At 42.7% G+C, this 20,319-nt stretch carries 24 protein-coding genes, 1 pseudogene and 1 riboswitch; of the genes and pseudogenes, 22 read left to right on the top strand and 3 right to left on the bottom strand.

Features of this window, described 5'->3' with window-relative positions; translation table 11 throughout:
* Window positions 1-21: 21 nt before the first annotated feature.
* From K5Q22_RS05055 to K5Q22_RS05035, 5 genes are all read left to right on the top strand, one after another.
* Window positions 22-633 (top strand): NAD(P)H-dependent oxidoreductase, encoded by a 612-nt coding sequence (locus K5Q22_RS05055; RefSeq protein WP_205013793.1) that lies wholly within the window; start codon window positions 22-24, stop codon window positions 631-633.
* 150 nt (window positions 634-783) lie between these two features.
* Complete coding sequence (locus K5Q22_RS05050) at window positions 784-2,043, top strand: UDP-N-acetylglucosamine 1-carboxyvinyltransferase (RefSeq protein ID WP_024393754.1); 1,260 nt, start codon at window positions 784-786, stop codon at window positions 2,041-2,043.
* Window positions 2,044-2,138: 95 nt separating this feature from the next.
* Window positions 2,139-2,711, top strand: coding sequence for a GNAT family N-acetyltransferase (locus K5Q22_RS05045; RefSeq protein WP_136628117.1), 573 nt, complete (start codon window positions 2,139-2,141; stop codon window positions 2,709-2,711).
* Complete coding sequence (locus K5Q22_RS05040; RefSeq protein WP_002936813.1) at window positions 2,708-3,568, top strand: methionyl aminopeptidase; 861 nt, start codon at window positions 2,708-2,710, stop codon at window positions 3,566-3,568. The genes K5Q22_RS05045 and K5Q22_RS05040 overlap by 4 nt, the downstream gene beginning before the upstream one ends.
* 47 nt (window positions 3,569-3,615) lie before the next feature.
* On the top strand, window positions 3,616-4,539 hold the full coding sequence (locus tag K5Q22_RS05035; RefSeq protein WP_024382833.1) for a YihY/virulence factor BrkB family protein: 924 nt from the start codon (window positions 3,616-3,618) through the stop codon (window positions 4,537-4,539).
* An 18-nt stretch (window positions 4,540-4,557) separates the two neighbouring features.
* Here K5Q22_RS05035 and K5Q22_RS05030 read toward each other — a convergent pair whose 3' ends face one another.
* On the bottom strand, window positions 4,558-4,995 hold the full coding sequence (locus K5Q22_RS05030; RefSeq protein WP_024384996.1) for a GtrA family protein: 438 nt from the start codon (window positions 4,993-4,995) through the stop codon (window positions 4,558-4,560).
* Between the two features lie 28 nt (window positions 4,996-5,023).
* Window positions 5,024-5,126, top strand: a riboswitch (PreQ1 riboswitch).
* Here K5Q22_RS05030 and K5Q22_RS05025 point away from each other — a divergent pair.
* The 6 genes from K5Q22_RS05025 to K5Q22_RS05000 all read left to right on the top strand — a co-directional run bounded on the left by K5Q22_RS05025 (window position 5,124) and on the right by K5Q22_RS05000 (window position 10,349).
* Entirely contained in the window at window positions 5,124-5,639 is a 516-nt protein-coding gene (locus K5Q22_RS05025; protein WP_012027540.1) for a QueT transporter family protein, read from the top strand. Its footprint overlaps the riboswitch before it by 3 nt.
* Window positions 5,640-5,754: 115 nt before the next feature.
* Window positions 5,755-6,597 (top strand): aldo/keto reductase, encoded by an 843-nt coding sequence (locus K5Q22_RS05020; RefSeq protein ID WP_205013794.1) that lies wholly within the window; start codon window positions 5,755-5,757, stop codon window positions 6,595-6,597.
* Window positions 6,598-6,678: 81 nt separating this feature from the next.
* Window positions 6,679-8,835 carry a Tex family protein gene (locus tag K5Q22_RS05015; RefSeq protein WP_205013796.1) on the top strand — a complete coding sequence of 719 codons (2,157 nt, stop codon included), beginning with the start codon at window positions 6,679-6,681 and terminating at the stop codon, window positions 8,833-8,835.
* Window positions 8,822-9,256 (top strand): SprT family protein, encoded by a 435-nt coding sequence (locus tag K5Q22_RS05010; RefSeq protein WP_205013799.1) that lies wholly within the window; start codon window positions 8,822-8,824, stop codon window positions 9,254-9,256. The genes K5Q22_RS05015 and K5Q22_RS05010 overlap by 14 nt, the downstream gene beginning before the upstream one ends.
* Before the next feature lie 69 nt (window positions 9,257-9,325).
* On the top strand, window positions 9,326-10,087 hold the full coding sequence (locus K5Q22_RS05005; protein ID WP_024384992.1) for a hypothetical protein: 762 nt from the start codon (window positions 9,326-9,328) through the stop codon (window positions 10,085-10,087).
* A complete protein-coding gene (locus tag K5Q22_RS05000) occupies window positions 10,077-10,349 on the top strand; it encodes a PspC domain-containing protein (protein ID WP_002936774.1) in 273 nt (90 codons plus the stop codon). The genes K5Q22_RS05005 and K5Q22_RS05000 overlap by 11 nt, the downstream gene beginning before the upstream one ends.
* 41 nt (window positions 10,350-10,390) lie before the next feature.
* Here K5Q22_RS05000 and manA read toward each other — a convergent pair whose 3' ends face one another.
* Complete coding sequence (gene manA, locus K5Q22_RS04995) at window positions 10,391-11,332, bottom strand: mannose-6-phosphate isomerase, class I (protein WP_205013800.1); 942 nt, start codon at window positions 11,330-11,332, stop codon at window positions 10,391-10,393.
* Window positions 11,333-11,549: 217 nt separating this feature from the next.
* Here manA and hprK point away from each other — a divergent pair, with 217 nt between their 5' ends.
* The 4 genes from hprK to K5Q22_RS04975 are packed head-to-tail and all read left to right on the top strand — an operon-like array spanning window position 11,550 to window position 14,204.
* Complete coding sequence (gene hprK / locus K5Q22_RS04990; RefSeq protein WP_014638411.1) at window positions 11,550-12,482, top strand: HPr(Ser) kinase/phosphatase; 933 nt, start codon at window positions 11,550-11,552, stop codon at window positions 12,480-12,482.
* A 1-nt stretch (window position 12,483) separates the two neighbouring features.
* Window positions 12,484-13,260, top strand: coding sequence for a prolipoprotein diacylglyceryl transferase (gene lgt, locus K5Q22_RS04985; RefSeq protein ID WP_238600089.1), 777 nt, complete (start codon window positions 12,484-12,486; stop codon window positions 13,258-13,260).
* Window positions 13,261-13,273: 13 nt separating this feature from the next.
* A complete protein-coding gene (locus K5Q22_RS04980) occupies window positions 13,274-13,684 on the top strand; it encodes a DUF948 domain-containing protein (protein ID WP_024376744.1) in 411 nt (136 codons plus the stop codon).
* The gene (locus tag K5Q22_RS04975; protein WP_205013802.1) at window positions 13,668-14,204 is read left to right on the top strand and encodes a YtxH domain-containing protein; all 537 of its coding nucleotides are present in this window, start codon (window positions 13,668-13,670) and stop codon (window positions 14,202-14,204) included. The genes K5Q22_RS04980 and K5Q22_RS04975 overlap by 17 nt, the downstream gene beginning before the upstream one ends.
* 27 nt (window positions 14,205-14,231) lie before the next feature.
* Here K5Q22_RS04975 and K5Q22_RS04970 read toward each other — a convergent pair whose 3' ends face one another.
* The gene (locus K5Q22_RS04970; protein ID WP_024384988.1) at window positions 14,232-14,567 is read right to left on the bottom strand and encodes a helix-turn-helix domain-containing protein; all 336 of its coding nucleotides are present in this window, start codon (window positions 14,565-14,567) and stop codon (window positions 14,232-14,234) included.
* Window positions 14,568-14,745: 178 nt separating this feature from the next.
* Between K5Q22_RS04970 and K5Q22_RS04965 the strand changes: the two genes are divergently transcribed.
* From K5Q22_RS04965 to K5Q22_RS04935, 7 genes and pseudogenes are all read left to right on the top strand, one after another.
* Window positions 14,746-15,570: a Sir2 family NAD-dependent protein deacetylase gene (locus K5Q22_RS04965; protein WP_205013805.1), complete on the top strand. Its 825-nt coding sequence runs from the start codon at window positions 14,746-14,748 to the stop codon at window positions 15,568-15,570.
* Window positions 15,558-16,304 (top strand): protein-ADP-ribose hydrolase, encoded by a 747-nt coding sequence (locus K5Q22_RS04960; RefSeq protein ID WP_205013806.1) that lies wholly within the window; start codon window positions 15,558-15,560, stop codon window positions 16,302-16,304. The genes K5Q22_RS04965 and K5Q22_RS04960 overlap by 13 nt, the downstream gene beginning before the upstream one ends.
* Before the next feature lie 77 nt (window positions 16,305-16,381).
* Window positions 16,382-16,687: pseudogene (locus tag K5Q22_RS04955) on the top strand (alcohol dehydrogenase catalytic domain-containing protein); the annotation flags it as partial.
* A gap of 37 nt (window positions 16,688-16,724) precedes the next feature.
* On the top strand, window positions 16,725-17,174 hold the full coding sequence (locus tag K5Q22_RS04950) for a MarR family winged helix-turn-helix transcriptional regulator (protein ID WP_205013809.1): 450 nt from the start codon (window positions 16,725-16,727) through the stop codon (window positions 17,172-17,174).
* A complete protein-coding gene (locus K5Q22_RS04945; protein ID WP_044760978.1) occupies window positions 17,167-17,898 on the top strand; it encodes an ABC transporter ATP-binding protein in 732 nt (243 codons plus the stop codon). Before K5Q22_RS04950 ends, K5Q22_RS04945 begins: the two co-directional genes overlap by 8 nt.
* Entirely contained in the window at window positions 17,898-19,409 is a 1,512-nt protein-coding gene (locus K5Q22_RS04940; RefSeq protein WP_205013811.1) for an ABC transporter permease/substrate-binding protein, read from the top strand. Before K5Q22_RS04945 ends, K5Q22_RS04940 begins: the two co-directional genes overlap by 1 nt.
* Window positions 19,410-19,418: 9 nt before the next feature.
* Complete coding sequence (locus K5Q22_RS04935; protein ID WP_205013815.1) at window positions 19,419-20,180, top strand: nuclear transport factor 2 family protein; 762 nt, start codon at window positions 19,419-19,421, stop codon at window positions 20,178-20,180.
* The last annotated feature ends 139 nt before the right edge of the window (window positions 20,181-20,319 follow it).

The raw sequence follows: 20,319 nt of genomic DNA, 5'->3' as shown, positions 1-20,319 counted from the left end.
TGTCCATTTAGTGAGAAGTTTGTGAAAGCGTTAATTGTCTTTGCACATCCTAGAAAAGAAAGCTTTACACATGCTTTGGTTGATAGAGTGGCGGAAGCTCTGCTGGAAAATGGAGCAGAAGTCGTCATACGAGATTTATACGAAATAGGATTCGATCCCGTGTTACGTGGAGAAGATACCATTCATATTGAGGATGGTAAATTTGTACGTCAGGCAACTGTTTTTCCAGCAGATGTTCAAGTTGAAATGGATTTGATTGCAGAAAGTGACTTACTAGTCTATATATTTCCAAGTTGGTGGAATGGAATGCCTGCTATTATGAAAGGTTACGTAGACCGTGTATTTCAACATGGCTTTGCTTACAGTTTTGAATCTGATGAACCACGTAAATTATTTTCCACTAAGAAAGCTATTTTCTTTATGCCAACAGGGCAGCCACAAAATGCAGATGGAAGCCTGACACCGATTGATCAAGCGATGAAAAAACTGACCTCAGAATGGCTTTTCAACAGCAACGGTGCTCAAGTCATTGACCATATCTTCTATGGGCGAGTACCTTATTTAACGAGAGAAGAGCTGGAGCTGTATCTCGTGGATGAAAGGGAGCAAATTCAGAGAATTTTTCATAAATGATGAAGAGAGATTCACTAATAGTATATAAATATAAAGGACTGAGTTCATTGGCTCGGTCCTTTTGCCTGCTATATAACTAGCTTTTTCCAAGACTTTATGATAGAATGAAACGTATGCCTTTTTAGGCAAATTAAGAAAGTGAATGTTAGTATGAGAAAAATTGTAATTAATGGTGGAAAAACACTGAAAGGCTCGGTTACCGTTAGTGGTGCAAAAAACTCAGTTGTTGCTCTTATTCCGGCCATTATTCTTGCAGATGGGATTGTTACTCTGGACGGAGTACCTGCAATCTCGGATGTAGATAGCTTAGTTGATATTATGGAAACAATGGGCGCGACGGTCAAGCGTGATGGTGAAACCTTGGAGATTGACCCTCGTGGTGTAAAAGACATGCCTATGCCGTTTGGCAAAATTAATAGCTTGCGTGCATCCTACTATTTTTACGGTTCCCTCCTTGGTCGCTTTGGTCAAGCTGTTGTTGGCTTGCCAGGTGGTTGTGATTTGGGGCCGCGTCCGATTGATTTGCACTTGAAAGCATTTGCGGCAATGGGAGCTGAGACAACCTATGAAGGTGACTATATGCGCTTGGCAACTAATGGTCAGCGTATTCAAGGGGCACATATCTTCATGGATGTTGTCAGCGTCGGTGCGACAATTAATACTATCTTAGCAGCTGTCAAAGCAGAAGGCCGTACAGTTATTGAAAATGCGGCGCGTGAACCGGAAATTATTGATGTGGCAACTTTGCTTAACAATATGGGGGCACGTATCCGTGGTGCTGGTACAGATATTATCACTATTGATGGTGTAGACAGTCTAAAAGGAACACGTCATCAAGTGATTCCAGACCGTATTGAAGCAGGGACTTATATTGCCCTTGCTGCTGCTGTTGGTGAAGGTATTCGCATTGATAATGTCCTTTATGAACACTTAGAGAGTTATATCGCTAAGTTGGAAGAAATGGGTGTTCGCATGACCATTTCTGAAGATAGTATTTTTGTTGAAAAGCAAGAGAAATTGAAGGCGGTAAGTGTGAAAACTTCACCTTATCCAGGTTTTGCGACAGACTTGCAGCAACCCATTACACCTTTACTGCTTAAGGCAGAAGGTACTGGTACGATTGTTGATACGATTTATGAAAAACGTGTTGGTCATGTGCAGGAGCTTGCAAATCTTGGAGCAAAAATCTCTACTCGTAACAACCATATTGCCTTTGAAGGTCCAAATCAACTGACTGGTACATCTGTTAAAGCTACTGATTTGCGTGCGGGAGCCGCAATGGTTATCGCTGGTTTAATGGCTCAAGGGCGTACAGAAATTACAAACATTGAGTTTATTCTACGTGGTTACTCAAATATTATTGATAAGCTAACAGAATTAGGTGCAGATATTCAATTGATTGAGGATTAGAGAGTCTAATTGAGAGCTATTTTCTCAAAACGTAATCGATTAAAAAAACGAAACAATCTGGGGCTGGGAGTAATTCTCAGCCCCTTGGGTACACTATGACACTTTGGACAAGACTAGCGAAGTTTGCTTGCTTTGAAACGGACCGTTTGTATTTACGACCATTTTCTTTTGAAGATGGAGAAAGTTTCTATGAAATTGTATCAAATCCTGAAAATCTTCCTTTTATCTTTCCAGCTTTGGAGGACAGAAATATTGCTTTTTCGACAATGGTTGAAAAATTTATGCGTTCACCATTGGGAAACTGGGCTTTAGTTGATAAGCATTCGGAGAGGATGATTGGTGCGCTTTGCTTTGAAAAGGTAGATGAACGTCAACTTTCTGCGGAGCTCAGCTATTTCCTAAAAAAAGACTACTGGAGAAGAGGTTTGATGACGGAAGCAGTGCGGACTTTAGTCTATCTAGCTTTTTATGAGTTTGGTCTGAGGGAGCTGGTTATTGTCACTCATGAGGAAAATGTGGCCAGTCAGATGGTGGCGAAAAAAGCTGGTTTGGTACAGGTTGCGCAGTATCGTGGAAGTGACCGCTATAGCCATAAAACAAGAAATTATCTAAAATTTAGTTTGAAGAGGGCTGAATTTAGTTTAGAAATGTATGAGGAGAATGAATGATTACCATTAAATCACAACGAGAAATTGATGCAATGAACCGTGCTGGAGATGTTCTGGCTGGTATTCATATTGGTTTGCGAGAGATTATCAAGCCAGGCGTGGACATGTGGGAAGTAGAGGAATATGTCCGTAAAACGTGTAAGGAAAAGAATGTTTTGCCACTCCAAATTGGTGTTGATGGAGAATTGATGGATTATCCTTATGCAACTTGTTGTGGATTAAATGACGAGGTCGCTCATGCCTTTCCGCGTCATTACAAACTTAAAGAAGGTGATTTACTAAAGGTCGATATGGTTTTGAGTGAGCCTTTGGATAAAGCAGTAGTTGATGTTTCTAAGCTCAACTTTAATGATGTTAAGGCTATGAAGAAAATCACCCAGACCTATCGTGGTGGTTGTGCGGATTCCTGCTGGGCTTATGCGGTTGGTCAGGTCTCTGAGGAAGTTCAAAACTTGATGGATGTGACCAAGGAGTGTTTGTATCGTGGTATCGAGCAAGCCGTTGTTGGTAATCGTATCGGTGATATTGGTGCAGCCATTCAAGAATATGCAGAAGGTTTGGGCTACGGTGTTGTTCGTGACTTGGTGGGTCACGGCGTTGGACCAACTTTCCATGAAGAGCCAATGGTTCCTCACTATGGAACTAAAGGGCGTGGACTCCGTTTGCGTGAGGGTATGGTTTTGACTATCGAGCCTATGATTAATACAGGGACTTGGGAAATTGATACGGATATGAAGACTGGTTGGGCTCACAAAACACTTGATGGTGGCTTATCTTGCCAATATGAGCATCAGTTTGTTATTACTAAGGATGGTCCAGTCATTTTGACGAGTCAAGGTGAAGAAGGGACCTATTAATTCTCGGAGTGGTCGTGAAAAATAGGTGAATGAGGAAGGAGGAGAGAATGAAGAAAACCAAAATAGTTGAAGGTTTGAAAACATTCTGCTCAACCTTCTTTTCTTTTTATCGTTCTGCTGATAGCGATGTAACAAGTGTTGCGGTAGCTTACTATTTGTTAATTTCTATTTTCCCTATTCTTCTAACTCTTGCGAATTTACTGCCATATTATCCATTTGATGTGGATATGATTTTATCGGTTGTAGCTGAATTTGTGCCAGACAAGCTCTATCCTTCGGTTTCATCTTTTATCACTTCTGTATTAACAAAGCCGTCGTCATCATGGTTAGGGATTTCAATTCTGACCACTCTTTGGACCCTGTCACGTAGTATGACCATTTTGCAGAAGGCCTTTAATAAGGCTTATGGCATCAATGAACACCGTGATTTTATTATTGGGCACTTGATTGGCATATTTTTAGGAATTGGTCTGCAGGTAATTATCCTCTTAAGTATTACGCTTTTGACTTTCGGGCAGGCAGTTTTTTCTTATATTAATAAGCTGGTTCCTATTGAAGATGCCTGGCTGAAGGGACTTCTTAGTCAAACACAGTTAGTAGGTTTAATGGCTCTGTTTGCCGCCTTGGTTATGCTTTATTTCTTTTTGCCAAATGTTCGGATAAAGAAAGTTCGATATGTTTTTCCAGGAACCTTGTTTGTTCTGTTGACGATGACTTCTATTGGAAAGTTATTTTCGATTTATGTTGATAATTATGCCAATAAGTTGCTGGATTTTAGAATAGTAACAGCTGTCGTCTTTCTTGTTTTTATGCTTTGGTTCATTTTTATGGCTCAGGTACTCATCGTTGGTGCAATGATTAATGCTACGGTTCAAAGTATGCAGGTAGAAGAGTTTCATGCCAGAGATGGGGATATTGTTTCTATCTTGAATAGGCTCAAGGCAAGATTTACAGCGATAGATAAAGAATGAGGTGGGAGAATTCCCACCTCATTTCTTATCTTTAAATACAAATAATTTACTTAAAACGTAGTTTAGGACAATAACTAAGACTTGCGAGAAAAGTGTCGCAATGGCATTGACCAGGTTGATGTTGTTATGTACAAATTGTCCAATCAATTGTGGATAGGCAGCTACGAGTATATAGGCTAAAGCCATATCCAAAACAAGAGTGACAATTCGAGCGGTAGTGAATTTGATGAGGCGTTGGAACCAGCCTTCCCTTACTTGCTTAAATACAAAGCGATCATTTGTCCAAAAGGCAAAGAGGATAGCTACTGCATTGGCTAAAAGAGTTACTAGCAGAATGGATGGGATGAACAGAAAGAGTCCCATGCGGGTAATCATATAAACAAGAGTTGCTGCCACACCTGCAATCAAATAGAGAATAACTTCGTTATTGATGAGTTGATAAAATAGTTTTTTCATAGGACTAGTCTATCATTTTTAGGAAAAATATGCTATACTAATCAACGTTGTTGACAAATTCAATGACCCTTGGGGCTTGCTCACTTTACCCAAGCATATTTTAAGCTTTTTCGCTAAAGGAGAATTTTATGAATACATCTAAATGGACTGCCAGAGATATGGCAGAAATTGCTCTTGTTGCGGCGATTTATGTCGCTCTTACCTTGACACCGCCATTGAATGCTATTTCCTTCGGGGCTGTTCAGTTTCGTTTGTCTGAAATGCTCAATTTCTTGGCTTTTTATAATCGTAAGTATATTATCGCTGTGACCATTGGCTGCATGATTTCCAACTTGATTGGTTTTGGCGTGATTGACCTCTTTGTGGGGGGATTCTCGACATTAATCTTCGTTACCTTGGGAGTTATTCTGTTTGAAAAATACAAGAAGGACTATCTATTCGGTGGATTATTTAACAAGGCTTTCTTTTATTTCTCATTCTTTTTTGCGGCAACTATGTTTACGATTGCTTTAGAATTAAAAGTCTTATACGATTTACCATTCTTTCTAACTTGGTTGACAACAGCAGCAGGAGAATTGCTTTCTCTATTAGTTGGAGCTGTTGTTATCGATAAACTATCCAAGAAAATAAATTTTGAAAAGTAAGTATACAATAAATGTGAGCAGACACTTTCGGGTGTCTTTTATTTTTAAGTCGCATTATTTTGTATTGATTGACAATTTAGTTTATACTGGGGATAGAAGAAATAGGAGGTCTTTTATGACAAGATATACGTTTTCAAATGGTGTAACTGTTCCTAAAATTGGTTTTGGAACTTGGCAGATACCTGATGGTGAAGTAGCGTACGATGCGGTTTCTTATGCATTGGAAGCTGGTTATCGCCATATTGATACTGCTCAAATTTATGGCAATGAAGCTAGTGTTGGTCGGGCTATAGCTGATAGTGGTCTAGCTCGTGAGGACATTTTTTTAACAACTAAGGTTTGGAATGATAAGATTGGCTATGAAGATACCCTTGCTTCAGTAGAAGAATCCATGCAAAAACTTCAGGTGGATTATCTGGATTTGTTACTGATTCATTGGCCAAATCCAAAGGCTAGTCGTGAGACGATTGGATGGAAAAAACGGAATGCCCAGGTTTGGAAGGCATTAGAAGAGCTCTATCGTGCTGGAAAAGTGAAAGTAATTGGAGTTTCTAACTTTATGGAACACCATCTAGAAGCTTTGCTGGAAACGGCTGAGATTATCCCGATGGCTAATCAGATTATGTTAGCTCCAGGAACTCCTCAGTCAGAATTAGTTGCTTACTGCAAAGCCAAAGGCATTCTCTTGGAGGCCTATAGCCCATTTGGTACAGGAAGCCTTTTCCAAAGCCAAGAAGCAGCTGATTTGGCTAAAGAAGCTGGTTGTAGTGTTGCCCAGTTAGCATTGGCTTGGTCTTTAGATAAAGGCTTTCTCCCTCTCCCGAAATCAACTAGTCCAGAAAATATTAAGGCGAATTTGGAAATTGATGGCTTGGCTATTAGTCCGACAGCAGTTGCAAAGTTGGATAAACTAGAAGGAGTGAAAGGTCGACTTGATCCGGATCAGGCTGAATTTTAATTAGCTATTGAGAGCATGTAGTTTATCTACGTGCTTTTTCTATTGAGTCACTTGTACCGCTTTCATGCTATAATAGTAGCTATGGAAGAAAAATATTTGAAAATTGCTCAGGAATTGGGCGTTAGTTTAAAACAGATTGATACTGTCCTGTCTTTGACGGCTGAAGGCAACACTATTCCCTTTATCGCTCGTTATCGGAAGGATGTGACGGGGAACTTGGACGAGGTGGTCATCAAGTCCATCATCGATCGGGATAAGGCCTTGACTGCTCTTGCTGAACGTAAGGCTACCGTTCTTGCCAAGATTGAAGAACAAGGAAAATTGACAGACCAGCTCCGTCAGGCTATCGAGGAAGCGGAAAAGCTGGCAGATGTGGAAGAACTCTACCTGCCTTATAAGGAAAAACGTCGGACCAAGGCAACGGTGGCGCGTGAGGCTGGGCTGTTCCCGCTGGCTCGTCTAATTTTGCAGAATGTAGCTGACTTGGAAGAACAGGCTGCTGCTTTTATCTGCGAGGGCTTTGACACTGCTCAGGCTTGTTTGGCTGGGGCTGTGGATATTTTGGTCGAAGCTATCTCAGAAGACAATAAACTTCGGGCCTGGGTCTACCATGAAGTACAGACCAATTCAAGCCTTACTTCAGAGCTAAAAGATCAAGAAGCAGATGAAAAAGAAGTCTTTCAGATTTACTATGATTTCTCTGAGAAAGTGGCAAAAATGCAGGGTTATAAGACCCTGGCCATCAATCGTGGAGAGAAATTAGGCGTTCTCAAGGTTACTTTTGAACACAATGTGGATAAGATGGTCCGTTTCTTCGAACTGCGTTTTCCACAGTCTAATAGCTATATTAAGGATGTCATTCAGCAGGCCATCAAGAAGAAAATTTTGCCTGCTATGGAGCGTCGTATTCTAACAGAATTGACGGAAGAAGCAGAAGAAGGAGCTATCCAGCTCTTCTCTAAAAACCTACGAAATCTGCTCCTTGTATCTCCCCTCAAAGGCAAGGTTGTTCTTGGTTTTGACCCTGCTTTTCGGACAGGTGCTAAGCTGGCAGTTGTAGACCAGACGGGAAAACTCTTGACAACCCAGGTCATCTATCCTGTGGAGCCGGCTGGTCAGCGACAAATTGCTCAGGCCAAGAAAGACTTGGCAGACTTGATTGGGCAATACCAAGTGGAAATTATTGCTATCGGAAATGGAACGGCCAGCCGTGAATCGGAGGCTTTCGTTGCTGATTTGCTCAAGGATTTCCCAGAAGTTTCTTACGTCATCATCAATGAAAGCGGAGCCTCTGTCTACTCAGCTTCTGAACTGGCTCGATATGAGTTCCCAGACCTCCCTGTGGAAAAACGCTCTGCCATTTCCATCGCCCGCCGTCTGCAAGACCCTCTGGCTGAGCTGGTCAAAATCGATCCCAAGTCTATCGGTGTCGGCCAGTACCAGCACGATGTTAACCAGAAATCTCTGTCTGAAAGTCTGGATTTTGTGGTCGATACGGTGGTCAACCAGGTCGGGGTCAATGTCAATACGGCCAGTCCGGCCCTTTTGGCTCACGTGGCCGGTCTCAACAAGACTATTTCGGAGAATATCGTCAAGTACCGCGAGGAAAATGGTGCCCTGACTTCTCGTCAGCAGCTCAAGAAGGTGCCTCGTCTGGGTGATAAGGCCTTTGAGCAGGCAGCTGGTTTCTTGCGCATCCCAGATGCGACTAACTTTTTGGACAATACTGGCGTGCACCCCGAGTCTTACCAGGCTGTGGAAAACCTGTTAGAACTTCTAGCTATTGACCACTTAGATGAGGCTGCGCAGGAAAAATTGAAGCAGGTGGCTATCGCAGATACGGCTGAAAAAATCGGTATCGGTCAGGAAACCTTGAAGGACATCATCGCAGACTTGCTCAAACCTGGTCGTGATTTACGGGATGACTTTGAGGCACCAGTCCTCCGTCAAGATGTCTTGGATGTTAAGGACCTGGTAGTCGGACAGGAATTGCAAGGTACAGTCCGCAATATTGTGGACTTTGGAGCCTTTGTGGATATCGGTGTCCATGAAGATGGCTTGGTCCACATTTCACGCATGGTCAAGCGCAAACGGGATAAGAATGGACGCCAACAAGCCTTGCCGCATCCTAGCGAAGTCCTCGCTGTTGGGGAAATCGTAACGGTCTGGGTGGTTGAAGTGGACATCAAACGCAACCGTATCGGCCTTAGCCTTTTGAAACCAAATGGATCTGAATAAGTATGTGCAAGAAGTTTCCTTGCAAGACTTCGGTAAGGAATTTCGGCATGTAGCAATCTGGAACAGGCGACTGCGGTCAACAGGTGGGCGCTTTTTTCCAAGAGATGGGCATTTGGATTTCAATCCCAAGCACTTGGAGGAGCAAGGCATAGAAGTCTTTCGGAAGATTGTCCGCCACGAGCTCTGCCACTACCATCTCTACTTTGAGAAGAAAGGCTATCGGCACGGAGACAGGGACTTCAAGGAACTGTTAGCTGCGGTGGACGGCCTGCGCTATGTTCCCAAACTGGAACAAGCTGCCAAGCCAAGCCTGCTGTATACCTGTCAGTCCTGTGGACAAGTCTACCAGCGCAAGCGCCGCATTGACCTAAAAAAATACCGATGTGGGAAGTGTAGGGGAAAACTTACTTTGAAAGAATAGAGAATCAGTCTTCGGGCTGATTTTTTTGTGGAGAAATGTGATATACTAGAGTAGAATTGAGGTGAGTCTATGACGCAAAAGAGAGAAGAACGCTTAATTGAGTTATATGAAAAAGGTGTCTTGACCAAGGAAGAGGCGCGTGCCTGTTTTAAGGAAATGAATCAAGAACCAGACTTTCTTTTTGTGGAAGAAAAAGTAAAATTGAATTTTACCTTGCCAAGTTTTAAGGTCTTTGCTTCCTCCAAATTGAAACAATCCTATAGTTTTGAAGGGATTGAATCACTCTTTTTAAAATTATCTGAGGGACGTCTAACTTTGGCTAAGTCTAAAAATAATCAGATTAGTGTGGAGATTTGCTACAATCAAGATGCACCAGAAGATAAGCTTCCTCGTCTTTATGTTGAAAAAAAGGGGCTTTATTTTCACAGTAGTTTGGCCTGTCGTTTGACAATCAACTTACCTCAGGAATGGATGTCAGTACTAGATGTAGAACTTGGTCAAGCAGATGCTCGCTTGGATTACTTACCATTTGAAGATATTTCTATCCGCAGTTCAAGGGATAAAAAACAACAGGATATTCGCTTGACGACTTGCGGTGGTTATCCCCAACACTTGTATGTGCAACTAGCTCAGGCTCCCTTGACTTTACAAACTGGCAAAGGCCAGGGAATTCGGGGACAGATTGAGTCGCAATCAGGTCATGTCTTGGTTAACCGGAAAAAGAAAAATAGTCCCTATCAGTTTGAAAAATCTGGCAATGATTTACTTTTCTTGAAAGTACAAACAGGTCAAGGGGGCTTTTACGTGAAAGGAATAAAAGATGTCAATTGAATTATATAAAGTAAGGCAGGGGAAGATAGTATCTGGGGTTCTTGCCGGCATAGCGCATAAATTGGGCTGGGAATCCTGGGTAACACGCGCTATATTTATTGCAGGCCTCCTCTTAGGCAAATCCTTCCTCCTTCTGATTGCTCTCTATATTGCAGCAGCTTATTTTTTACCTTATAAGGAAGATAGGGACGCGGAACGCTATGGAACAGGTCCACGTAAGATAAAAGAAGCGGAAAAGATAAATAAGTCTTGGTTTGAATAATGCAAAAAACTTGAGTTTAAAGGCTCAAGTTTTTTGTATGTTTAGTTTGTGTGGCTTGCGATAATTTCCATTTGTCCTGTAAATGTCCAGTCTGTCACATCGGCTGGTAAGATAAAGTGGCTTCCTTTTTGAAGTGGGTAGCTGGTTTCACCGACTTGGATGGCACCTTCCCCTTCGATGACACTGACAAGCAGGTAAGGAACTGTCTGTTCCATTTTGATTTCTTGTTGGATATTCCATTTATATACGGTAAAGAAGGGATTGGCAACCAGAAGTGTCGAGTCAAGATTGCCCGCTTTGAGGTGGGCAGGTGTTGAGTTAGCAACAGGTCCGATGGTCAGGACATCAATCGATTTCTCAATGTGTAGTTCACGGAGGTTGCCTGCATCGTCACGGCGGTCAAAGTCATAGACACGGTAGGTTGTATCGCTAGATTGTTGGGTTTCTAAAATCAGGATTCCCTTACCGATGGCGTGCATGGTGCCGCTTGGTACAAAGAAGAAATCACCTTTTTTGACGGGTACATGGGTCAACAGCTTGTCCCAATCTCCAGCTTCGATTTGCTGACGGAGTTCTTCTTTGGATTGGGCATTGTGACCATAAATGATCTCAGCTCCGTCTTCAGCTTCCAAAATGTACCAACATTCTGTCTTGCCCAGTTCGCCTTCGTGAGCCAAGCCATAGCTATCATCGGGATGGACTTGAACGCTGAGCCAATCGTCTGCATCAAGGATTTTTGTTAATAATGGAAAGACATCATCGGTTGGATTGCCAAATAAATGTTTTTCATTCTGATAGAGGTCATCCAGTCCTCTTCCTTTATATTGACCGTTTGAGACTGTTGTTACGCCATTTGGATGGGCAGAAATAGCCCAGCATTCACCAGTCTTTTCACTAGGAATGTCGTAGTGGTAGTTGGTCCTTAGGCGATTGCCCCCCCAAATTTTTTCGTGCATAACAGGTGTGAGAAACAATGGTTCCATGATTTTCTCCTTAGTAGTAAGTATTGATCTATATAAAGTATAACAGATTTGTTAGAAATATGTAGCACTGGGAGAGAGGTGCATTTAATCTGTGGAAGTTTTGCTAATTTTGTGAGAAAAAGAAAGAAACTCATTCTTTTTACCAAATCAGCCACTTGTTTTTCCCCCAACCCCTAGCTTATGGTATAATATAATAAAACTGAAAGTGAGGGAAGAAATGACCGTTTATGTGAAAGATTTGGTCGATAATCTGCGGATTGAATGTGCTTACAGTACGGAAGAGCTCCTGCAAAAGCAAATTACGACGGCGGATATTACCCGACCAGGATTGGAAATGACTGGCTATTTTGATTACTATGCTCCAGAGCGCATCCAGTTGATAGGGATGAAGGAATGGTCTTATTTGATGGCCATGACTGCCCATAACCGCTATCAGGTTCTTTCTCAGATGTTCCAGCCAGAAACCCCTGTTGTCATAGTGGCACGTGGCTTGGAAATCCCTGAGGAGATGTACAAGGCTGCAAAAGAAAAACAAATTGCTATCTGTCGAAGCAAGACAGCAACCAGTCGTCTATCGGGAGAATTGTCTTCTTACTTGGATAGTCGCCTGGCTCAGCGGACGAGTGTACACGGTGTCTTGATGGATATTTACGGTATGGGTGTGCTTATCCAGGGTGATTCTGGTATCGGTAAGAGTGAGACTGGTCTTGAGTTGGTTAAACGAGGACACCGATTGGTGGCTGATGACCGTGTTGATGTCTATGCAAAAGACGATGTCACTCTCTGGGGTGAGCCTGCGGAAATTCTGCGCCACTTATTAGAGATTCGAGGAGTCGGTATTATCGACATCATGAGTCTATACGGTGCTAGTGCCGTGAAAGATTCATCAGAAGTGCAATTAGCTGTCTATCTTGAAAATTTTGAAACAGGTAAGGTATTTGACCGTTTGGGAAATTCTGGCGATACTATCGAAATAGCAGGAATTGCTATTCCACAAATACGTATTCCTGTAAAAACCGGTCGAAATATTTCTGTCGTAATTGAAGCCGCAGCCATGAACTACCGTGCCAAACAGATGGGGTTTGATGCAACGAAGATTTTCGAAGAACGCTTGTCCAATCTAATTGAACACAATAGAGAAGAGGTTTAATATGGATCCTATTGCGATTAAATTAGGTCCCTTAGAAATTCGTTGGTATGCAATCTGCATTTTGCTTGGTCTGATTCTAGGTGTTTATCTGGCGACAAAAGAGGGACCACGAAAGAAAATCCGTCAGGATGATATTTTAGATTTTATTCTAATCGCATTTCCGCTTTCTATCACAGGGGCACGGATTTACTATGTAGCCTTTTCATGGAGCGAATACAAGGATAACATTTTATCTATCTTCGCTATCTGGAACGGTGGTATTGCCATCTATGGTGGTTTGATTACAGGTGCAATCGTCCTTTATTTCTTTACCCAGTATCGCTTTATTAATACCCTGGATTTTTTGGATATTGTAGCGCCATCAGTCATGATTGCTCAGGCAATCGGTCGTTGGGGAAATTTCTTTAACCAAGAGGCCTATGGCAAGGCAGTAGAAAGTTTGAACTACCTGCCAGCCTTTATCCGAGATCAGATGTATATTGATGGTGCCTACCGTCAACCAACCTTCTTGTTTGAGTCTCTCTGGAATTTGCTAGGTTTTGGCTTGGTTTGTGTGTTACGTAGACGGCCAAAATTCCTTAAACAGGGAGAAATTACAGCTTTCTACCTAGTCTGGTATGGTTGTGGTCGCCTTTTGATAGAAGGCTTGCGGACGGACAGCCTCATGTTCTTGGGAATACGTATTTCACAATGGCTATCTGGGGTGTTAATCCTCGTTGGTATTATCATGGTTGTGTTGCGGAGAAGAAAGTCTTCTATTCCATTCTATCAACCCTAAAGGAGAAGATATGATTATTGAAATTTCTGTCTTGATTATTGCCTTGTCCATCGCGGCGGTGGCAGTATATATTGTTTTGTTGTTGAAAAAATTGGGTACGGTGACAGATGAAGCCCAGCAAACGCTTAAGGTCTTGACCAGCGATGTCAATGTGACTCTCTATCAGACCAACGAGCTTTTGGCTAAAACCAATGTCTTAGTCGAAGATGTAAATGGTAAGGTTTCGACCCTTGATCCTCTTTTTGTAGCGGTAGCTGACTTGTCAACTTCTGTATCAGATCTGAATGCTTCAGCGCGTGATTTGACAGTCAAAGCTAAGTCTGCTGGAGCAAGTACTGTAAAAGCCGGCGGAGCTCTTTCAGCTCTGTCAACTCTCTCATCTCTCTTAGGTAAGAAAGGAGAAAAAAATGGTAAAAAAATCTAGTAGCGTGTGGACTAGCCTTTTGTTAGGGGCGGCAGGAGGAGCGGCTGCAGCTGCCTTTCTAGCAAGTAAAACTGGTAAAACAGTCAAAGAAAAAGTTGTAAACTTTGCTAATGACTATAAAGAAAACCATGAAGAAATCAATGCTGATTTTGTCACTAAGGCACAGGACTTGGGTAAACAAGCGACTGAACGATTTACCGAAGTAAAAACTCAACTTGAAACTGGTGAATTGACAGTAGAAGATTTGGTCAAGTCTGGTAAGGAAAAATCCTTGGAAACCTTTGAGCAAATCAAGGAAAAAATTGCGGAACAAAACTTGTCAACGGCTGACATTTTGGAAGCTATCAAGGCAAAAACTGCTAAAGCTCCGACAGTGGATTTGGCAGAAGAAGATATTGAGGATGCTGTAGTTGTATCTGAAGATATTGAGCTTACAATTGATGATGTCATCATCGAACCTGTATCAGAAACAGTTTCAGAAGTAGCAAGCCAAACTGCCTCAGAAACAGTTGAAGGATAAAAAGAAACTAGCTTAGAATGTTCTAGGCTAGTTTTGTTGTTCTTGGTACCATTCTCCCCAGTCCGACATGGAATCCAGGATTGGTTTTAAGGAGTGTCCGAGTTCGGTTAGAGAGTATTCCACACGGGGTGGGACTTCTGGATAGACCTTGCGGTCCACCACGCCCTTAGCTTCGAGGTCCCGCAGGTTGCTGGTCAGGACTTTTTGACTAATGGAGCCAATGGAACGTTGCAACTCTCCAAAGCGTTTGGTGCCGTCCATGAGGTCGCGTAGGATGAGAATATTCCACTTGCTGCCAATCAACAGCAAGGTTGTTTCGACGGGACAGGCTGGTAGAGTTTGGGGTAATTTTTTACTGGTCATGGCTTCCTCCAAAATTTTTTTCAAAAAACTTTAGTCTAATTTTCCTTGAAAGTAGACATTTCTTACCTTGAGGTAACTACCCTACTTTAAGGTGCATACTTTCCAAAAGATACTGTTAGTGTTAGTATAAGGGCAGAGCTGGAAAAAAGCAAGGAAAGAAGACAGAAAGAGGATGAAGATGACAGATGATAAAAAAATGACCCAAGCTAAAAAATTAATCGCAGAAGCAGATGCAATCGTGATTGGTGCAGGTGCGGGTTTGTCCAGTTCAGCAGGTTTGACCTATTCAGGCCAACGTTTTGAGGAAAACTTTGCACCGTTTATCAAGGAATATGGGCTGACAGATATGTATTCTGCTGGCTTTTATCCCTTTGCGACCAAGGAGAAAAAGTGGGGCTACTGGAGCCAGCACCTCTATCTCAATCGTTACCAGACAGGCAGTCTGCCGCTTTATCAAGATTTGTATGAGCTGCTGGCGGACAAGAATTACTTCGTCATCACAACCAATGTGGATAGTCAGTTTGAAAAGGCAGGGTTTGATAAGGAAAATATCTTTGAAGTCCAGGGCAATTACGGTGAGTTTCAATGTTCTGTTCCCTGTCATGACGGTGTTTATACCAATCAAGCGACCTTGGAAACTCTGCTTGCCAACCGTCAGGGATTGGAAGTCAGACGAGAAGATATTCCCACATGTCCTAAGTGTGGGGCAGATATGATGAGCCGTCTGCGAGTGGACAATCGTTTTGTCGAAGATGCCAACTGGCACAAGCAGGAATCGGCTTATCTGGCATTTTTACAGGAAAATGCGGCGAAGAAAATTGTCTTTTTGGAGTTGGGCGTGGGCTACAATACGCCGACCATTATCAAGTTTCCCTTTGAACGCTTGAATCAGATTTTGCCAAATGCCAGTCTGATTCGGGTCAATCTAGAAGACCCAGAGCGTGAAGGGATTCTGACTTTTCACCAAGATATGCAGGAGGTTGTAAGAGCATGGAAAAACTAGAAAAATTGCTTCACTATCTGGCACCTGACTTGGACCTACCTCAGACTCAGGAAGAGCAAGAATGGGCCTTGCGCGCCTTGATGAACATCTGGGAGCCCAAGGTCATGCCAGCAGAGTTTTGGACCTTGCAAGATGCCTATTTACAGGAAAAATTGACTCAGAAAAACCTGACTGGTCTATCCGATTTGCAGGAAGTGGAGCCGCAGATTTATATCTGGCAGGGAGACATTACTAGCTTGCAGGTAGATGCTATTGTCAACGCAGCCAACAGTCAGCTCTTGGGCTGCTTTGTCCCGCATCACCGCTGTATTGATAATGCCATTCATTCGCAGGCGGGTCTTCAACTGCGGCTGGCTTGTTATCAACTTATGAAGGTTCAAGGGCACTTGGAAGCAACAGGTCAGGCCAAGATAACGCCAGCCTACAATCTGCCAGCTAATTATGTCATTCATACAGTTGGACCGATTATTCAGACAGAGGTTCGTTCTCAAGATGAAGCACTGCTCGCCTCCTCTTATCAAAAAAGTTTGGAAGTGGCTGTTGCAAATGGGCTGACCAGCATAGCCTTTTGCTGCATCAGTACAGGCGAGTTTCGTTTTCCCAACCAGTTGGCTGCGGAGATTGCGGTCAGAACTGTGCGGAATTTTATCAAAGAACATCCAGAAATCAAGGTAATTTTTAATGTTTTCAAAGATGAGGATAAAGAAAACTATCAAAAATTACTAAAACATTAGTCAAAGTGATTGACTAATTTTCTTTTTTTGATAAAATGGTAAAAAACTTTGACTAATTCGATGAAGGAGGACAGTTTATGAAAGCCGTTGTAGTTTCAAAAGCAGGTGGTCCAGAGGTTTTGGAGGTACGAGAAGTAGCAAAGCCACAGGTCAAAACAGGCTGGTCCTTGGTAAAAATCAAAGGGTTTGGTATCAATCATTCGGAGATTTTTACCAGACAAGGCTTGTCACCAAGTGTTGTCTTTCCGAGAATTTTAGGGATTGAATTGGTCGGAGTGGTCGAGGAAACGACGGAACCGACTAGGTTGCCAGTTGGGCCTGAGAAGGTGTTCAGTCTAGATACTATACAAGAAGCGCATCGCTATTTGGAGGGGTCAGAGGCTTTTGGCAAGGTGATTGTGCTTAATAGGGAGGGTGACGATGACAGAAATTAGGAAAAGAAGTAAGGATTATGCTCGTATGTTTGACCAGCAAGTTGGGCTCTATGAGGGCTACGCTCGCCGGCATGGGCTCAATGCAAAATGCTTATCCATTCTCATGTGGATTTATTATAATCCCGGAGGTGTGACACAGAATTGGGTCAGCAAGAAGACCTATTCAAGCAAACAAGTTGTCAATGCTACTGTAAAGAAATTTTTGGATGGAGGCCTGGTAGTTTTAGAGGAGAATCCAGTAGATAAGCGACATAAGAAAATTAAATTGACAGAGGAGGGGCAGCAATTTGCTAGTCGCATTTTGGACCCCTTAGAGGAGGCGGAAAATAAGGCGCTGTCTCAACTCAGTCAGGAGGAACAGGAGCTTATGCTAGGATTAATTCAGCGCTACAGTCAGAGTCTCATGGCTATTTTAAAAGGAGAAAATGATGATTGATTATCAAAATGTATCCCTGACTTGTAAGGTTAGCGGACCAATCTTGAAAAATTTGACCTTTGATATTCAAGAAGGGGAGTTCTTTGTCTTGATTGGACCGAGTGGTAGTGGAAAGACAACTACGTTGAAATTGATTAACCGTCTAATTGAGCAGACTGAGGGAGAGGTTTTTTTTCAAGGTAAGCGACTTAAGGATTTCGACCTGCGTGAATTACGTTTGGAGACAGGTTACGTCCTTCAGCAGATAGCCCTTTTTCCAAATATGACGGTAGCTGAAAATATTGCTCTTATTCCTGAGATGAAGGGCTTGAACAAGGAAGAAACCTTGACGAGGACGAGAGAGCTCTTGACCAAGGTTGGCTTGGAACCAGACAGCTATCTGGAGCGTTTGCCCAAGGACTTATCTGGGGGAGAAAAACAGCGGATTGGGATTTTGCGTGCCATCATTGCCAATCCGAAAGTCTTGCTCATGGACGAGCCTTTCTCAGCTCTAGATCCAATCAGTAAGGCTCAGTTGCAGGACTTGATTAAGGAGTTACATGAGGAATTCAAGATGACAACGGTTTTCGTTACTCATGATATGGATGAGGCGGTTAAATTGGCGGATCGCATCTGTCTCATGCAAGATGGACAAGTTGTGCAATTAGGAAGTCCTGATGAATTGAGGAATCATCCTGCCAATGATTTTGTCAAGGAATTTATCAGAGCTCGAGGAGGTATGTAATGAACCTATTTGAAACCTTTATAGAACGCAAGGATGAGTGGGGAATCGCTCTTTTTGAACACCTTCGCATCTCCCTTCTGGCTTTGATTATTGCGATTGCAATTGCAGTACCTTTGGGACTGATTTTATCTAGTAAAAAACGCTTGACTGAGTGGAGTCTGCAAATAACAGGTATCTTCCAAACTATTCCATCCCTTGCTTTGCTTGGTCTTTTCATTCCTTTTATGGGAATCGGAACCTTGCCAGCAGTAGTAGCACTCGTTATTTATGCTATCTTTCCTATCTTGCAGGGGACATTGACAGGCCTTGGAGAAATCGACCCTTCCCTGGAAGAAGCAGCAACCGCTTTTGGTATGAATAAATGGGAGAAGTTGAAAAAATTTAAGTTAGCACTTGCCATGCCTATTTTGATGTCAGGGATTCGGACAGCATCCATTATGATTATCGGAACGGCGACTCTGGCGGCCTTGGTGGGTGCTGGGGGCCTTGGCTCCTTTATTCTACTTGGAATTGACCGCAATGATTCAGCCTTGATTTTGATTGGTGCGGTATCGTCGGCTGTCCTTGCTGTACTTTTCGGTTATGGCATTCGTCTGTTGCAGGACAAGAAACCCAAAACAATTCTGTTGGCTCTATTGGTGACTTTATTTACTGTTGGAGCTAGTTATGTTCCCATGCTTAACTTTTCCACAAAACAGTTGGTCATTGCAGGGAAGCTCGGTGCAGAACCTGAAATTCTCATCAATATGTATAAGTTGTTGATTGAAGACCAGACAGACATCAAGGTGGAGATAAAACCTAATTTCGGAAAGACTAGCTTCCTGTATGAAGCACTCAAATCAGGTTCTATTGATATTTATCCTGAGTACACAGGGACCATTACAAGTACTCTTTTGAAAAATTCACCAACGGATTTATCAACGAATCCTGAGGAGGTTTATGCTTATGCTAAAGAAGCGATTCTGGAGCAGGATGGTCTAATGTATCTAGCACCAATGGCCTTCCAAAATACCTTTGCCTTGGCAGTGACAGAAGACTATGCTCAGAAAAATAGCATTGAAAAGATTTCGGATTTGGCAAAAGTGCAGCAGACAGCTGTCGCAGGTTTCTCATTAGAGTTTAACGACCGAGAAGATGGTAATATCGGTCTAAAAAATCTCTACAATCTTCAACTCAATGTCAAGACTATGGAGCCAGCCCTTCGCTACGAAGCCATTAAGAGTGGTAATGTGCAGATTATCGAAGCATATTCTACAGATAGCAAGGTGGTCACTTACAAATTGAAAATCCTGGAAGACGACAAACAGCTCTTCCCACCCTACCAGGCCGCTCCGCTATTGTCCAAAGAAACCCTAGAGAAATACCCTGAGTTGGAGCAAGTCCTAGGAGTCTTGGCAGGCAAAATCTCGACCGAGGAGATGACGCGGATGAACTATGCGGTTGATGTGGAAGGCAAGTCGGCAGAGCAAGTGGCGAGGGAATATTTGGAACAAGAAGGATTGTTAAAATAGGAGAACATCATGTCACATCAACTAGATAACGCTAAAAATCTTTACCTTCGTGGCATTCGGGACGGGGAAATCAAGGAAGCACAAGACAACTATATGGGGGCTAGCTACACCCAGCACAGTACGGGTGTGCCTGATGAAAAAGAGGGCTTTGCGGCTTTCTTTGAGGACTTTTTCAAACGGAATCCCAAGCGTGAAATCAACATTGTGCGTGCTATTGAAGATGGGAATTTTGTCTTTGTTCATGTCCACCAGAAACTCAATGACGGTGCGGCTGAATGGGTGACGGCGGACATCTTCCGTTCGGATGAAAATGGTCGTATTGTTGAACATTGGGATGTTATCGATGCCTATCCAAAAAACATTGGTGAAACAGACCCGATTTACGCAGACTTTGAGCTGACAGACCTAGATAAGACTGAGGACAACAAGAAAATCGTCCGTCGTTTCTTGGCAGATGTCCTTCAAAATGGGGAAATCGACAAGTTCGAGGACTATGTGTCAGCTGATCTGATTCAGCACAACCAAGAAATCGCTCAAGGCGGTGCAGCCTACAAGGACTATCTTGTAGAGAATCAAGTCAATTACGACTTTGTCTTTAAGGTGATGGGACAGGGTGACTACGTCGTGGCTTATTCAAAAGTCTGGATTGCAGGTCAGGACTACGCCCATTTTGACATCTACCGCCTCAAAGACGATAAGATTGTCGAGCATTGGGACAACAAGGAAGTCATGCCAGACAAAAAAGACTTAACCAACCATGGTAAGTTCTAATGTTGTATGGAAAAAAGAGGCTGGGCAAAAACTAGCCAGTAAATAAAAAACACAGATAGATTCAAGCTGATTTTGATGAAATCCAGCCGTACTGTCTGTGTTTTTCTTTTTATCTCTATTATCTTGGACTATTTTCTTG

The organism is Streptococcus sp. 2018162, assembly GCF_019754175.1.
Taxonomy (GTDB): Bacteria; Bacillota; Bacilli; order Lactobacillales; family Streptococcaceae; genus Streptococcus; species Streptococcus hashimotonensis.
Note: the sequence above shows the minus strand (reverse complement) of the source record. Positions and strands in the feature narration are given on the sequence as shown.

What these genes read in the sequence shown, in the direction of transcription:
- K5Q22_RS05010 (WP_205013799.1), top strand. Translation starts at nt 8,822, where the DNA reads ATGGATCTGAATAAGTATGTGCAAGAAGTTTCCTTGCAAGACTTCGGT.
- K5Q22_RS05020 (WP_205013794.1), top strand. Translation starts at nt 5,755, where the DNA reads ATGACAAGATATACGTTTTCAAATGGTGTAACTGTTCCTAAAATTGGT.
- K5Q22_RS05050 (WP_024393754.1), top strand. Translation starts at nt 784, where the DNA reads ATGAGAAAAATTGTAATTAATGGTGGAAAAACACTGAAAGGCTCGGTT.
- K5Q22_RS05045 (WP_136628117.1), top strand. Translation starts at nt 2,139, where the DNA reads ATGACACTTTGGACAAGACTAGCGAAGTTTGCTTGCTTTGAAACGGAC.
- K5Q22_RS05005 (WP_024384992.1), top strand. Translation starts at nt 9,326, where the DNA reads ATGACGCAAAAGAGAGAAGAACGCTTAATTGAGTTATATGAAAAAGGT.
- K5Q22_RS04970 (WP_024384988.1), bottom strand. Translation starts at nt 14,567, where the DNA reads ATGACCAGTAAAAAATTACCCCAAACTCTACCAGCCTGTCCCGTCGAA.
- lgt (WP_238600089.1), top strand. Translation starts at nt 12,484, where the DNA reads ATGGATCCTATTGCGATTAAATTAGGTCCCTTAGAAATTCGTTGGTAT.
- K5Q22_RS05025 (WP_012027540.1), top strand. Translation starts at nt 5,124, where the DNA reads ATGAATACATCTAAATGGACTGCCAGAGATATGGCAGAAATTGCTCTT.
- K5Q22_RS04975 (WP_205013802.1), top strand. Translation starts at nt 13,668, where the DNA reads ATGGTAAAAAAATCTAGTAGCGTGTGGACTAGCCTTTTGTTAGGGGCG.
- hprK (WP_014638411.1), top strand. Translation starts at nt 11,550, where the DNA reads ATGACCGTTTATGTGAAAGATTTGGTCGATAATCTGCGGATTGAATGT.
- K5Q22_RS04950 (WP_205013809.1), top strand. Translation starts at nt 16,725, where the DNA reads ATGACAGAAATTAGGAAAAGAAGTAAGGATTATGCTCGTATGTTTGAC.
- K5Q22_RS04935 (WP_205013815.1), top strand. Translation starts at nt 19,419, where the DNA reads ATGTCACATCAACTAGATAACGCTAAAAATCTTTACCTTCGTGGCATT.
- K5Q22_RS05030 (WP_024384996.1), bottom strand. Translation starts at nt 4,995, where the DNA reads ATGAAAAAACTATTTTATCAACTCATCAATAACGAAGTTATTCTCTAT.
- K5Q22_RS05035 (WP_024382833.1), top strand. Translation starts at nt 3,616, where the DNA reads ATGAAGAAAACCAAAATAGTTGAAGGTTTGAAAACATTCTGCTCAACC.
- K5Q22_RS05000 (WP_002936774.1), top strand. Translation starts at nt 10,077, where the DNA reads ATGTCAATTGAATTATATAAAGTAAGGCAGGGGAAGATAGTATCTGGG.
- K5Q22_RS05015 (WP_205013796.1), top strand. Translation starts at nt 6,679, where the DNA reads ATGGAAGAAAAATATTTGAAAATTGCTCAGGAATTGGGCGTTAGTTTA.
- manA (WP_205013800.1), bottom strand. Translation starts at nt 11,332, where the DNA reads ATGGAACCATTGTTTCTCACACCTGTTATGCACGAAAAAATTTGGGGG.
- K5Q22_RS04965 (WP_205013805.1), top strand. Translation starts at nt 14,746, where the DNA reads ATGACAGATGATAAAAAAATGACCCAAGCTAAAAAATTAATCGCAGAA.
- K5Q22_RS04940 (WP_205013811.1), top strand. Translation starts at nt 17,898, where the DNA reads ATGAACCTATTTGAAACCTTTATAGAACGCAAGGATGAGTGGGGAATC.
- K5Q22_RS04945 (WP_044760978.1), top strand. Translation starts at nt 17,167, where the DNA reads ATGATTGATTATCAAAATGTATCCCTGACTTGTAAGGTTAGCGGACCA.
- K5Q22_RS04960 (WP_205013806.1), top strand. Translation starts at nt 15,558, where the DNA reads ATGGAAAAACTAGAAAAATTGCTTCACTATCTGGCACCTGACTTGGAC.
- K5Q22_RS05040 (WP_002936813.1), top strand. Translation starts at nt 2,708, where the DNA reads ATGATTACCATTAAATCACAACGAGAAATTGATGCAATGAACCGTGCT.